This window comes from uncultured Winogradskyella sp., from assembly GCF_947496485.1.
Classification (GTDB): Bacteria; Bacteroidota; Bacteroidia; order Flavobacteriales; family Flavobacteriaceae; genus Winogradskyella.
On sequence record NZ_CANMCZ010000002.1, the window covers coordinates 458230 to 472456 of the forward strand.

A 14227-nucleotide genomic window follows, 5' to 3' on the forward strand; every position below is an offset into this window, starting at 1 on the left:
CAAATATATTTTAATTCTACTACACGCAAATTCCAATCACTCAAGCTATCTATCAAATAAATAGATCTTCGTGAATCTCGTACCTCTCGATTTCAAAAAAAAGTGTTCCGTTAACTAATTAGAAGAAATTTTTAGGGATAAAATTTTTCAAAGACTCTAGAACTAACATGAGTTTTTAACAAAAATCCATGTTGTACATCACGCAAGTACATTATAGGACGCTTTTAATATTTGATGATCCATTGGATGGTTAAGTATTAAAATAATAATAATTTCTAACTATAAATAATACTTACAATTACTTTTTAATCAGCTTTTTAGTGATATGTCTATTTCCGGAATACACTTTGATAAAATAAACTCCGTTAGATAATGCGTCAAGATTAATGGTGTCAAAACCATTTATAAGTTCAATTACTTTTTGACCGAACAATGAATATATTTCTATTTTAGTTAAATCAATGGTACTCGATTTTATATGCAATGTACTCGTCACTGGATTCGGATACATAATTATATCATTGGCGTTAAGGTCCGCAATTGCTAATGAAGCTGTCTGCCGGACATCATCAAAATAAAAAGTTGATGTTGTAGAACCATCTCCTGTATTGCCAAAGTCGAACATAAATACAACTCTATCAAATACGGTTGCTCCTAAGAATGAAAAGTCCCAATTTAAGGTTTCCCACTCTCCCGATTTTTGAGTTTGTACATCGAGCTCAGCAAAGTTGCCTGGATTGGTGTCTTGTTCTAGTTTCATACGCACAGTAGTATTAATTGGTGCATTGGTCCAAAGTTTTAGTGTCATATAATTCTCTGCACTAAAATCTAGACCACCATCTAAGGTAAGGTATGCACCTGCCCAAACATCACCACCATTTCTGACCAATTTAGCCAGATTGTTGCTGCTATTCCCTGTGTTTTGAGGTGCCGCCACAGACTCTACTATTGCTGTTCCACCATTAAAATTGAAAAAATCTGAAGTGACAGGCGAAGTTTCAAAATCAAATGGCAAACCTATCTCTGCTGCAGGAGAACATCCTGTAGTGTTGTACGAAAATGTTATTCTGCCAATGTTAAATTCACCATTAGTTACAAATAATCTCAAAACATGAATGCCTTGCGTTAATTCAATTGTACTTACTTTAGAATTCCAATTTCCCCAATTACCAGTAGAGGCTAAGCCAATATCTGGACTTACTTTTTGCCCATCAATTTCAAAATAAAAAGGTCCTCCTCCATTGTTATTACCTGATGCGTACCGCAAATTAAGATCGTAACATCCTGTATTTGCAACATCAATTGTATATTCTAACCATTCTCCCGACGTAATCCAACCTACTGTTGCACCTTCATTCGCAACAGTAATAGCATCAACATATTCAGTTGGTCTAAAACCACCTTGATTATCTTGTGATGAGTCATAATAGGCAATATTTTGCCCTTTTCCTCCTTCAAAATTATCATAATGTCCTGCCTCAATAATTCCTGGTATCGGATTAGGAGTACCTGAATATGGCACCTGATCTCCCACTTGAATGGTAATAATATTGGTAATATTAAAAGCTGTGCCAACATAGACCTTAGCATACATACTATAGATACCTAATGCAATATTAGATTCGGTAAATTCATAAGGTGCTGATGTATCTTCACCTAATAAGGTTTCTCCATTATAAAATTCTACTTTGGTTATGCCGTTTCCAGCGGTTGTTGCGGTAAGATTAACGTTATCATTTTCATTGGCTTGGTATGTATCTGCTGTTAATACACCAGAAACATTAATATCTCTATTTGTTACCAATTTATTTGCTGGGACATCTAAAATAAAACCATCCGAAAAAGTGACAGTTATTGGTGCATCGGAATAGTTATGAGCTGCATAAGTCATTTCTCCATTATTATTAAAAGCGACAGCAATTGGATGATTTGAAGTGATCGTAGCATCAACAGTTCCCATGGCATTCATAGCATGCAGCCAATGATAGGTTTGAGCATCTGAAATACCAAATTTTAAATTACGGTCTGGATAGGAATCATATAAATCTATAGCTGATTGTGCATCAATCAAAGACAGATATTTCCAATAAGTATCATGCCATAAATTAGGATTTTCTTCATTGCTTAAAATTCCAGTATTTGATGTAATTTCTGTCCATAAAGATTGAGCATAAGTTTGGTTGTGTGCTAAATAGAATGAACCTGCATGAATAGGATACATCTCAATTCCGTATGATGCAGCAATATCATTAGTCCAAAATGTCCCATTATCGTAAGAGTTTCCCCAAATTCTAGAGACTAAACTATATTGCTGTGATGGTTGAAAATTACGTTGATAGATATCGAACCAATATTCTTCAACAGCAGTTTGTTCTGTAGTATAAATATAAATACCTAAATCTCTAATGGCATCATTTTCAGTTACTGATCCCCAATGAATTAATGACGAAGCAAATTGCATACTTTCTGAAGTAGATTCTTGATCGTTTCCTTGAGGAAACGTAGCAAATCCATTAGCCCAACTATGGCCTGCATATGGGCTGAAATTTCTTAAATATGGAAATTGTGTATCATTTCTATCATCTGAAGCAGCATCTCTTACCAATAAATTTATCAATCTCCCCATTGATTCACCCAACCTGGTTCAAATTGCTCTATAAATGCTGCTGCATGTATAAAATAACCCCAATGAAAATGATGATCATTAATATTATTATCTTGTCCATGACCCGAAGGGTAACCTAACATTGCAGACCACGTGCTATTGTAATAAAATAAAAACGCCACTTCACCAGACTGATAGGTTAACCAATCTTCTAAGCGCTCTTTAATGGTTAAGATTATTTTATCTCTTGCTTCAATGTTTCCAGTTTCATCAGCTATACGCGCAGTTTGGATAAGTCTATTCATAACTTGACCTTCATTGTAAGAGTCTGTCCAAGTCGCTAAAGCATCATTTTCTATTTGAGAAATTTTATTATCTAATGCAGCAGGACTATAACTTGGACTATAATGTCCTAAATTTGGTAGAGTTGGTAGAATTCCTTTAAAAGTATTTTGGACAGAAAAACTATTACCATCTAAGGTTTTTAACTGTCCTCTTGCGGTCTCGTAGATATGCTCAATAGGCACCGGAGAACCAGATGCTAAATTACTCCATTGATGAGGCAATAATCCTAAAAGCATATTTGTATGAGTTACTGACCCATCTTTTACATCTACTGTTGCTGTAAACGTTGAACTTACTACAGAAGTACTTTCGTTAAAACTCCAAGATACTTCAGTATTAGTAGGAAAAACGTATGCATATTTTTTGTATTCATTAGCCACTGTAGCTACATTGGATGCAGTTAATGGTATCATAGCCATTGACCAATAGTTATTACCATTAAGAGATGATGTATAAGTGTTTCCATTTTGAATCCAAACACTCCCGATAGGTGCATAGATGGCAAAATCACCACCATTTCTGGCATCTGTAACCGTAATCATTTCGTTTGTAACACTTACTGTACCGGAATTTATAGTAATAGATGCTGTTTCTGAAGCTGCTTTTTCAAAATAGATAAAAGGCATACCTATACCTGAGGTGGCATTAAATTGATTTCCCCAATTCATGGTTACCGTCCAATCTGAATAATCGGAAACAGTTGCTTGCGATTGATTAAGGCTTCCTACACCAACAATAATGGGTTGAATATCGTCAATAACTCCCCAAGGAATATAGGTTACTACTAAACCTGAATTCACTGTTTTCATAGTCATAGGATAATTGAACAAATTATCAGCATGATTTTCTTTAATTAATTTAGACCACCAATCGTTAGTAGGTACAGGTTTCCCTATGGCATTTCCACTTAATTGAGGAGTACCAGAAGGAAATCCATTTCGACCTGCAGAATCAGTTCCTGGGAATGTAGTAGTATAACTTCCGTTTCCAACTGTAACTTGAGCTGAGATAAAAAATGAATTTAAGATTACAAGGAAGACTAAAAGTGTCTTTAACGAAAGTTGCATAAATTTAGTTTAGTATGAATTGCTAAATATAAATTAATCAAAGAAGTCATGAAATATTATCACCTATACAAAAACCAAACACCTCATATTATTCTAGATAGGATTTAGAGCGTTGACACTTATATTTCAAAAGTTCGCTTAAAGAAAGCTAGAGAGCATATAGAGACAACTGATATGACTATCTCGGAGATATTGTATTCTTCTGGTCTCAGTAGTAGAAGATATTTCTCAGAATATTTTTTGAGCGTTTTAATACTCCTATCCCAGTATAGATATTCATTACTTCAAAAAAATGATTTTATAGTTTGTTTTAGCCAAATAGTGGAACGAGATTTATGAGTTTTTTTATTGAAATAAGAAAGCTTTTGAGCAAAACCTATCATTACACAACATAAGACAATCAAATATTAGTTTATCTAGTGTTAAAACTAATTCTGAAAGCAACTGCATAATGGGTTTCATTCAATGAATGATTTCTGCTGAGTATGGTAATACCATCGACGCAAAAATTATTTTCATAAATCATTTTGTTATAATAATCTCTGCATTTACCATATACTTTTTTTGAAATATCACTCGCAATTGTAATATGTGGCTTACTAATAGCTTGTGTAAATTTCTTAGCAATCTTAATTCTTTGTCTTAACACAGTCCTTAAATGATTTTGTAATTTAATAATCTCATAGTCAGAAGGATTCAAAAAAATTGTTCTTGATTCTGAAAACTCACCAAACCCGGAGATGCTAACATTAAATTTCTTCCAGTTTGAAAAGTAGTTTTTTAATTCTTTATGAATTGTTATTTCTGGGACACTCTCAATTAAAAAATGACTTAAACTGATATGGGCTTCAGATTTGAGGTATTTTGCTTCTCCAAATTGATGGTGAAATTCCTTCTTACACTTTTTAACATCTTCTTTGATAAACTCAGGGATGTTAAGAGTGATTAGGTATTCTCTAAATCCTATTTGGCGATTTAATTCTATCATTAATAATTCTTACTTCTATTTAAATGTAATAAAAATCAACTATTGCTAAATTGATTGTTGCTAACAAATACTGAATTAAGCTCGGTTTTTATCAAATAAGTAAATTATTAAAGCATATCAGTCAACAATATCATTAAGACTGAATTAGATTTGAAGAACTTAAAAAATTAAAAACATGGAAAATAATAAACAAGTCATTTTTGAATATCATGATGTTACAGCAAGTGACACGTTAAAAAACTTTACGAAAGAGAAATTAGAATCACTTTTTATAAAATTTGATTTTGTAATTCGTGCCGATGTATTCTTTAAAATTGAAAACACATCTTCAGTAGAAACAGGTATGAAGTGCGGTATTCGTTTGAGTGCTCCAGGTCCTCGCCTATTTGCTGAATCGTCTCATAATACTTTTCAGGACGCCGTAACTGAAACTGTCAGCGAATTAAAACGTCAGCTAAAGAAGCGTAAAGAATCTATGAAAAATTATTAATTATGGCAATTACACTAACAAACACCGATGATAATCTTATAAATTGTATTTATAGAGGTGGTACTCAATTTGGTGATCAATTAGAGGCTTTTTTAAAAGCTTCTGATAAAGATATATTACCAATAGACATTACAAAGACAATGCCCACTGATACACAGTGGCATGATATTGCTAAACAACTCAATGTGAGTTTAAAGTCCTTCATAAATACAGATAAAGTGAAAGATTTTAATGAGCATACTCAATATTCTGAAGAAGGTTTAGTAAAGATTTTAGCTAATAATCCAAATGCTTTTAAAGGTGCAGTGATTATGGAAGGTGATCGAATTGCTCATATCACAAAATATACAGATTTGCTAAGATTTTATGATGTTGACTCAGCTGGTTTGGAAAAAACTTTACATACCGAAAAGCCTATTATCAAAAGCAAAACTGGAGACGACAATTATATAAATTAATGAGGTTTTAGAAGATAATAAAGAATTTAATAATCCTTATCTTGCTTGGCACTTTTGGTGATGTAAAATGTAATTTACATAGCTACTTATTTTCATTAATAAATGCAATCACTTTTTCAGCAAATAAAGCAGGTTCTGTTGACATAGGAGAATGGCCAGAATTTTCAAAAATCACCAATTCTTTTTCACTAGATCCTAAATTATCAAAAGAATCTTGTGCAAATTGTATAGGAACCACCATATCATATCTGCCCCAAAGCACTAATGACGGTATTGTAATTTCTGAAAGCCTATCCTTATAATCTATATTTTGAAACAAATCTGTATCTAAAATAGATTGCGTATTATTTGCATTCCAAATTATTGTTAATGGGGTATATTTAAAGATAGTATTGTCATCACTATCTGCATCAGCATTTATAATACCTCTATCTTGTAGTACATTTTCAGCTTCAAAAGCCTCATTGTTCAATTTTGATATATCATCTCTATTATATTGCGGAGCAACATTATTGACTAAATCGATAACACTTTCCCAGTAATTAATATCATTTTCGGCTTCAATCTGTTCTGCCGCTACTGTATTAAAATTAGCAATATATTCGGCATAGATACCTTTAGGATTGTGAGCTCCATCTACATCTATCCAACCTAGAAAATCACTTTGATCTTTTAATAAGGTTGCAGGTCCTAATGTACCGCCCCAACTATGACCCATTAAGAAAAACCGCGAATCATTTCCATATTTATATTTAATAACTTTTACTAGTGCTAAAATATCTTCTGCCATAATATCAATGTTTATTCCGCTTTCTGAATAACTACCTTGGGCCATTCCAGACCCTCTTTGATCAAAATACACTACAGCACATTCTTTTTCAATGCCACTTTTAATGGTATTAGAACGATAGGCTAATCCAATACCACCAGGACCACCATGCAATATGATAAGAAATATTTTTTCAGAGCCATTGCCATGAATGTAAGCTGGCATATCTGCGTTTCTATGACGGACGAAAATGGTGTCGTTTAAATCGCTAAAGTTTATGTCTTTAGAACATGAAAAAACAGTAAACAAAGCAATTATTAATACTATTTTTTTTGAGTAATTATTAATTATTTTTCGCATCATTTCTTTTCTTTTTAAATTTAAAACGGAAGCCATATTGAAGGTTAATAGCAGGCAAAGTGCCCGCATTATAAGGAGTACGTAACAAAAGGTTTACATTAAAAAAGCGTCCTGTTATCTTTTTACCTAGTCGTTGTTTTCCTATACCTATCGAGATAGATGGCGCATAGTAGCCTCTACCTGGCAGAAAAATTTTTTCAACATTATCGTTATTTACTTCATAAGTTTCAGGTAAAAAAGAACGATAATAGCCTATAGGATTGAAGGCAATACTCAATTGTTTTCCTTTCTTATTAGTTCTTCTCCATGTAATACCATAGTTGGTAATGATACCTGTATCTGTTTTAGTTGAAAAATTAGTTGTAAAACCTAAAGTACCATTTAAAAGAAACTGATGAGTGTTGGTTCTTTGTCCACGCTTTCTGTTTTTAACTTTTTTATACTCTTTCAGAATGTATTCAGCTCCAAAGTTTAATCCATTATTCCAAAATATATTACCAGAGTAACTAACCTTAAATTCCGTTCGGTCTAAAAAAGATGATTCTGAGATGTCTGTTGAACTGATTACGACTTTTGAGTCTTGGGAAAATCCTATATTTAGAAATAAAATGACTAAAGGAATGAGCAAGCGTGTTTTTAATGTCATATAAGTTTAGCTATTGATTGATGGTTGTAAACCTATCTTAATAACTTATAAAACTGAGTTAAAGTATATGTAATAAAAACTTAATGAATTATTAAAATATTTGCAAGACTGCTGATCTATCTTCATTGCCAGAAAATAAAAGCATATATATTTATTTGTTTGACGTTATAGAAATGAGATTTTTAGATCTTAGTTTTCTTAATTCTGTTTCAATGCTTTTACATGAGCAAATATTGCCACACCATTTATGAGCGTTTCTACAGTGGTTTTAAGCATTTTCACACCTTTTACATCATTAACTTGCCCTTTTGGAGATATCGCAAAAACATTATAAAATGCCGAATCTTCGCCGATAGCTCTTATATGAACAATCATTCCAGATTGCCCTACTCCTTTTATAGGCAATAGCTCTCCTTCTTCAGTTATGGCCTTAATATCTAGTAAAGTGCCATCACTCGATATAGCCTTTAATGGATAATACATATCGTCGTCCTTTACAATTAATTTTATTGGTAAATACTCTCCGTTGACAATAGCCTTGACATTAAGAATACTAGTGTCATCAAAACTTTGTACAGCTTTAACATTATAAATTGTACCGTTCTTATCAATGGCTTTAATTTTAATAAGTTTGGCGTCAGGTAGATACGCCTTAACATCCCAAAGTATTTCTGGATGTAATTCGGTTTCGGGTTTATTTGGATTTGATTTTTCATCATCTATTACTTGTGCATTTGCACTGGTAAACCCAAAGACCAATAGAATGAATAGACTAATAAAATTTGAAGGTTTGAGTAATTGTTTTAGAGCTTTCATAGGTTGAAATTTTACATACTAAAAGTAGTACAATTTCCTTGAGATAAACATGATAAAAATCACCTCGCATAGCTTTTCAATTTTCATGATTATGTATTTCAAAACCTATCAAAAGTGAGTATCTTGCATACAGAATAAAATTATACTTTAATACGAATTTGAGATTACCAAAATGACTTATACCATCATAGATGTTGAAACAACAGGAGAAGGCAATCGTATGACTGAGATTTCTATTTTTAAGTATGATGGTAACATAGTCATAGATGAGTTTACATCACTGATTAATCCTGAAACCTTTATTCCAGAATACATTACAGCACTCACAGGAATTGATAATGCTTTGGTCGCTGATGCACCACGATTTGAAGACGTTGCACAAGACATATTAAATATTACTGAAGGTGCTATATTTGTAGCACACAGCGTCAATTTTGATTATAATGTTATTAATGGTGAATTTAAACGCTTGGGTATAGAATTTAGCAGAAAAAAACTCTGTACAGTACGTTTATCGAGACGCTTATTACCAGGACATCAATCCTATAGTTTAGGAAAACTATGCAAGGCGTTAGATATTAATTTAGTGGATAGACATAGAGCCAGAGGTGATGCTGAGGCCACAGTAACTCTATTTGAATTGCTCTTGCAACAACCTACAGCTGCAGAAGTATTTGCAGCATTTTTGAACAAGACCTCTAGAGAAGCCACCTTGCCTCCTCATCTACCCAAAGCTACGTTTGAAGCCTTACCGAATGCAGCAGGTATCTACTATTTTAAGGATAAAAAAGGAAAAATTATTTACGTAGGTAAAGCCAAGAATATTAAAAAAAGAGTATTAAGTCATTTTTACAGCAAGACTAAAAAGTCCTTGGAAATGGTAAGAGAAACACGTGATATCGATTTTGAAATATCAGGCAGTGAATTAATAGCTTTATTGATGGAAGATGCAGCTATTAAACATCACTTTCCGGTTTATAATGTTGTTGCAAAACGTACTATTCAATCGTTCGCCATTTTCTCTTATCAAGATAGAAAAGGAATTCTGCATTTAGCAAGTAACAAAGGACGTTTAGTTCCTAATCCTATTATTACTTTTTTTAATATTAGAGACGTACGTGCTTACCTAGAAAAAATATGTTCAACCTATAATCTTTGTCCAAAATACTGCCATTTGCAGGAAGCGGTTTCTGAATGTTCGCATTACAGCATCAAGAACTGCAATGGTATTTGCAGAGACGAAGAATCAGTAGAAACTTATAACAACAGAGTCCTTGAAGGGATACAAGACATGTCTAATCAAAACAATGATATTATTGTTAGGGAAAAAGGCAGACATACTAATGAAGAAGCCTTTGTAATGATTAAGGCTGGTGAATATTTAGGCTATGGATTTGTAGATAAAGAGGAACAGATTAACCATATTGATGATTTAAATGCGTTTCTCATTCCACAGAAAAATAGTGTTGATATACAGAAGATTTTAAGACCACGATTATTAAAAATCTAGTTATTAATTTTAGTTGACAGTAAAACTTCTAAGATGACATTAACCTTCTCGACGCAAAACTTCTAAAGGTGAACTTCTTAGCACTGTTTGAATATTACTTAAACCAATTCCCAAAACCAATAATGTAATACCTGGTAAAAACACCAGAAAAGGAATTAAGGAAGGTGCAAAAGGTTCATTAAATAAAAACAACGCTAAACAAAGACTGCTCACCAAGGCCAATAGAATTCCAACTAAACTGCCAAGCAAGCCTAAAAACAAATATTCAAAAGCAGAAATCTTTAATATTTGAGTATTCTTAGCGCCAAGTGTACGCAGCAGTACACTTTCTTTTATACGTTGATATTTACTTGTCCTAACAGAGCCAATTAATACAATGATGCCTGTAAATATGCTAAAGAAAGCCATAAAATTAATAATCCAAGAGACTTTATCTAAGATGTCTTCAATAATGGTATAGACTTGTCGTAAATCTATAACAGATACATTAGGGAATTGCGCTACCAAATCGCGTTGCAAGTTTGCAGAACTCATTTCATCTACTGCTGAAGTTGTAAATACATTAAACTGTGGCGCTTCCTCTAAAACACCTTCAGGAAATACAATTGAAAAGTTAAGTTGTAATCGTCCCCAATCTACCTTCCGAATACTTCCTACTTTAGTTTCCATAAGCACACCTTGGACATTAAAAACAATAGGGTCACCAACAACTACTTTGGCATCTTCAGCAAGATTATCAGAAATAGAAATTAAAATAGGCTCACCCGTTTTTACTTCTGACTTCCATTTTCCTTCCAGAAGTTCTTCTGAAGCAATCAATTCATTGCGATAAGTTGTTCTGAATTCATGATTTAAAATCCAGCCACGTACCTGTCGTGTTGTATCTTGAAGTAAATCGTTCACCAATTGATCTTTTATGCGATACATACGCATAGTAACTAATGGAATATTATCAAGAATTGGTAAATCTTTGGCTTTAATAAGCTGAGCAACTTTATCACGCTGATCACTTTGTACATCCAAAATAATCATATTGGCATTTTCAGCGGTCTTCGCTACTTCCGTTTTTGATAATAAAATATCCTTTGTGAAATATAAGGTGCTAATTAGAAACGTGCCTAAGCCAATAGCGACTACCAATACTACTGTTTGATTATTTGGTCTGAATAAGTTGAGTAAACTTTGACGTGCCGTAAATCCCCATCGTTTTGGGAAAAATTTCCGAATTACTTTGATACAAAGCAGAGCGATACCTGCTAAAATGGTAAATGTAATCAACGTGGCTATAACAAAACCTAAGGCATAAGTAACATTATTAAGTAACCAATATGAAAACAAAAATAGAAATACTAATATCCCTATAAATACTGTTAGTCTTACTTTTTTAGGTTCTTGAATGCCATTTTCATTTACTCTAAGAACTTCTAAAGGAGATACATACAAAGTTCTAAGCAATGGTAAAAGGGCAAATAATATGGACATAAATAAACCTAGAAAAACACCCATTATAATAGGTTGTGCAGTAATACTGACCTCTACTGTAAAAGGTAAAAATTCTTCTAAGATATATGGAAATAACTCTTGAAGCGCAACACCAATTAATGAACCAAGCAAACCACCAATTATTCCTATTCCTGCAATCTGAATCAGAAAAATAAGGAAGCTCTGTAATCTTGAAGCTCCCATGCATTTGAGAATGGCTACTGCTTTCAATTTTTCTTTAATGTAAATATGTACAGAACTCGCAATACCAATACAACCTAGTAATAATGCTATAAACGCTACTAAATTCAAGAATTTACTAACATTATCATAGCGTTGACCTAAACGTCTGCTTGTAGCGGAATGTGTGTCTAAATCTGCTTTTTCAGCATCTAGCATTGGGTCTATTATTTCCTCAAAACGCTCTAAATTTAGAGTGTCTGATGCTTTATAGAAGTATTGGTATTCCTTTCGACTTCCGAATTGTAACAATTCTGTGTCTTCAATAAAACGATATGGAATCACAATTGGAGGCGCAACAGATGTTGAAATCGCTGTACTACCAGGAATTGCTTTTAATGCTCCAACAATAGGAAGCGTTAACTCACCTACTTTTATAGAATCACCTGGTTTTATATTAAATTGAAGTAGTAATGTTGCATCAACTAAAGCTCCACCTGTATCTTGATAAGTATCTGCTGCTGAGTCTGGTTGTGTATTAATACTTCCGTAAAATGGAAAATCACCATTCATACCACGAACACGAACTAATTTAGTGCCACCATTCTTTGGAAATGCAATCATGGACACAAAATTGACCTCTGAAGCATCAGGCTTTAAGGAATCTATTATCGCTTTTGCACGTTCGGTAGGCTCTTGCCTAGAGTCAATAATGTAGTCGGCACCCATTAAGGCCTTAGACTGACGCTTAATATTATCTTTAAGATTTATGCTAAATAATTGTATGGATACTACTGCAGCAATTCCTAAGATAATAGAAGCCATAAATAACAGAAGGCGCACTTTACTTGCCTTGGCATCTCTCCAAGCCATTTTAAAAAGCCAGATTGTTTTTTTATTCATATTTGGCTGTGAATGATTTTAGAGTACTGCTGTACGCTCGTTGGTTAATATTTGACCTCCTTTAAGTCTTAGGATTTGCTGCGTACGATTGGCCAAATCTAAATCGTGAGAAATGATTACCAAAGTTGTTCCGGCTTCTTTATTTAAATCGAATAATAATTTTATCACTTTTTCACCAGTGTCTTCATCTAAATTTCCTGTTGGTTCATCTGCAAATAAAATAGAAGGCGAATTAGAAAAGGCTCTAGCTAAAGCCACACGTTGCTGTTCTCCGCCTGAAAGCTGCGAAGGATAATGATGAAAACGATCGGCTAGGCCTACTTTATCTAATAATACCATACCTGTTTTTACAGCATCTTTATTGCCTTGTAGTTCTAAAGGTACACTCACATTTTCTAAAGCAGTTAGAGTTGGTAGCAATTGAAAATTTTGAAATATAAAACCCACTTCTTTATTCCGCAACTGTGCACGTTGGTCTTCGTTCAAACTTTTTAAATCATGCCCACATAATTCTACACTGCCTGCATTTGGCTCATCTAAGCCTGCACATAAGCCTAATAAAGTAGTTTTTCCACTTCCTGAAGGACCTACAATAGAAAACGTCTGACCTTTCTCTACATCAAAAGTGATATTTTGTAAGACAGTTAGTTGTTTATTACCACTAGAATATATCTTTTCTAACCCAGTAATCTTTAATATCTTTGACATACTAATTTTTTAATTTAAGGACAATTTATGTCGAAGGCTGAAATTAAACATTTGAATTCAAATTCACCAATTTCAAATGCTCATAAACTATTAAAGTTTTGTTATTTTATTATGGTGCTTTTGCTCGCAGCATGTGGTAATGATAAGAACAATAAATCAACTCAAGAAACAAAATCTAATGAGCGAATAGAAGAACCAGTGACAGAAACAGCAAAAGTCAAAACTATATTATGCTTCGGTGATAGTATTACTGCAGGTTATGGACTTGATGATGTTAATGAAGCTTTTCCTGCTATTTTACAAAAAAGAATAGACTCTTTAGGATATGATTATACTGTAATTAATTCGGGCTTAAGTGGTGAAACTACCTCAGGAGGCAAAGGTCGAATCAATTGGATTTTAAATCAAGATATTGAAATTTTTATTTTAGAACTTGGAGCAAATGATGGTTTACGTGGTGTACCTCTATCAGAAATGCGTTTAAATTTGCAAGCTATTGTAGATGCTGTAAAACAGAAGAATTCAAAAACTACCATAATTCTTGCTGGTATGGAATTACCTCCTAATATGGGACAAGATTATACGACTGACTTCAGACAAATTTTTGCTGACATAGCCAGAAAAAATAATTTAGAATTTATTCCTTTTATATTAGATAATGTTGGTGGTATTGCAGAACTTAATCAAAGTGATGGTATTCATCCTACAGCAGAAGGTCATAGAATACTAGCAAACACTGTTTGGGAAACCTTAGAACCACTGCTGAAAAAGTGATAGATTAGCGATACGAAATTATTAATTTTAAGTTTCTAGTTTTAATTAATAATTCGTCACCAATGCGTTTACATTAAATTACCAAATAATTAGTAACTTCATTGTTTGATTTATACTAAACTAACC

At 33.1% G+C, this 14227-nt stretch carries 12 protein-coding genes; 4 read left to right on the top strand and 8 right to left on the bottom strand.

Going from position 1 to position 14227, the window contains the following annotated elements; genetic code table 11:
• Positions 1 to 298 precede the first annotated feature (298 nt).
• The 3 genes from Q0822_RS09885 to Q0822_RS09895 all read right to left on the bottom strand — a co-directional run bounded on the left by Q0822_RS09885 (position 299) and on the right by Q0822_RS09895 (position 5005).
• Positions 299 to 2626: a glycosyl hydrolase gene (locus tag Q0822_RS09885; protein ID WP_299123026.1), complete on the bottom strand. Its 2328-nt coding sequence runs from the start codon at positions 2624 to 2626 to the stop codon at positions 299 to 301.
• Positions 2614 to 4017, bottom strand: coding sequence for a glycosyl hydrolase (locus Q0822_RS09890; RefSeq protein ID WP_299123028.1), 1404 nt, complete (start codon positions 4015 to 4017; stop codon positions 2614 to 2616). Before Q0822_RS09890 ends, Q0822_RS09885 begins: the two co-directional genes overlap by 13 nt.
• A 412-nt stretch (positions 4018 to 4429) precedes the next feature.
• Positions 4430 to 5005, bottom strand: a complete 576-nt coding sequence (locus Q0822_RS09895) for a 2'-5' RNA ligase family protein (RefSeq protein ID WP_299123030.1) — start codon at positions 5003 to 5005, stop codon at positions 4430 to 4432.
• A gap of 175 nt (positions 5006 to 5180) precedes the next feature.
• On the opposite strand from Q0822_RS09895, the gene Q0822_RS09900 reads away from it, so the two are divergent.
• Both Q0822_RS09900 and Q0822_RS09905 read left to right on the top strand, forming a co-directional pair.
• The gene (locus Q0822_RS09900) at positions 5181 to 5495 is read left to right on the top strand and encodes an HPF/RaiA family ribosome-associated protein (protein WP_299123032.1); all 315 of its coding nucleotides are present in this window, start codon (positions 5181 to 5183) and stop codon (positions 5493 to 5495) included.
• A gap of 2 nt (positions 5496 to 5497) precedes the next feature.
• Complete coding sequence (locus Q0822_RS09905; protein ID WP_299123033.1) at positions 5498 to 5953, top strand: hypothetical protein; 456 nt, start codon at positions 5498 to 5500, stop codon at positions 5951 to 5953.
• Positions 5954 to 6035: 82 nt separating this feature from the next.
• Here the strand turns inward: Q0822_RS09905 and Q0822_RS09910 are convergent, their stop codons facing one another.
• The 3 genes from Q0822_RS09910 to Q0822_RS09920 all read right to left on the bottom strand — a co-directional run bounded on the left by Q0822_RS09910 (position 6036) and on the right by Q0822_RS09920 (position 8544).
• Positions 6036 to 7085 (bottom strand): alpha/beta hydrolase, encoded by a 1050-nt coding sequence (locus Q0822_RS09910; RefSeq protein WP_299123035.1) that lies wholly within the window; start codon positions 7083 to 7085, stop codon positions 6036 to 6038.
• Positions 7066 to 7728: a hypothetical protein gene (locus Q0822_RS09915; RefSeq protein WP_299123037.1), complete on the bottom strand. Its 663-nt coding sequence runs from the start codon at positions 7726 to 7728 to the stop codon at positions 7066 to 7068. The genes Q0822_RS09910 and Q0822_RS09915 overlap by 20 nt, the downstream gene beginning before the upstream one ends.
• A gap of 198 nt (positions 7729 to 7926) precedes the next feature.
• On the bottom strand, positions 7927 to 8544 hold the full coding sequence (locus Q0822_RS09920; protein ID WP_299123039.1) for a hypothetical protein: 618 nt from the start codon (positions 8542 to 8544) through the stop codon (positions 7927 to 7929).
• 172 nt (positions 8545 to 8716) lie between these two features.
• Here Q0822_RS09920 and Q0822_RS09925 point away from each other — a divergent pair, with 172 nt between their 5' ends.
• Positions 8717 to 10054, top strand: coding sequence for an exonuclease domain-containing protein (locus Q0822_RS09925; protein WP_299123040.1), 1338 nt, complete (start codon positions 8717 to 8719; stop codon positions 10052 to 10054).
• 39 nt (positions 10055 to 10093) lie between these two features.
• On the opposite strand, the gene Q0822_RS09930 is transcribed toward Q0822_RS09925, so the two are convergent.
• On the bottom strand, positions 10094 to 12589 hold the full coding sequence (locus tag Q0822_RS09930) for an FtsX-like permease family protein (RefSeq protein WP_299123185.1): 2496 nt from the start codon (positions 12587 to 12589) through the stop codon (positions 10094 to 10096).
• Between the two features lie 48 nt (positions 12590 to 12637).
• Complete coding sequence (locus tag Q0822_RS09935; RefSeq protein ID WP_299123042.1) at positions 12638 to 13327, bottom strand: ABC transporter ATP-binding protein; 690 nt, start codon at positions 13325 to 13327, stop codon at positions 12638 to 12640.
• A gap of 27 nt (positions 13328 to 13354) precedes the next feature.
• On the opposite strand from Q0822_RS09935, the gene Q0822_RS09940 reads away from it, so the two are divergent.
• Positions 13355 to 14101 carry an arylesterase gene (locus Q0822_RS09940; protein WP_299123044.1) on the top strand — a complete coding sequence of 249 codons (747 nt, stop codon included), beginning with the start codon at positions 13355 to 13357 and terminating at the stop codon, positions 14099 to 14101.
• The last annotated feature ends 126 nt before the right edge of the window (positions 14102 to 14227 follow it).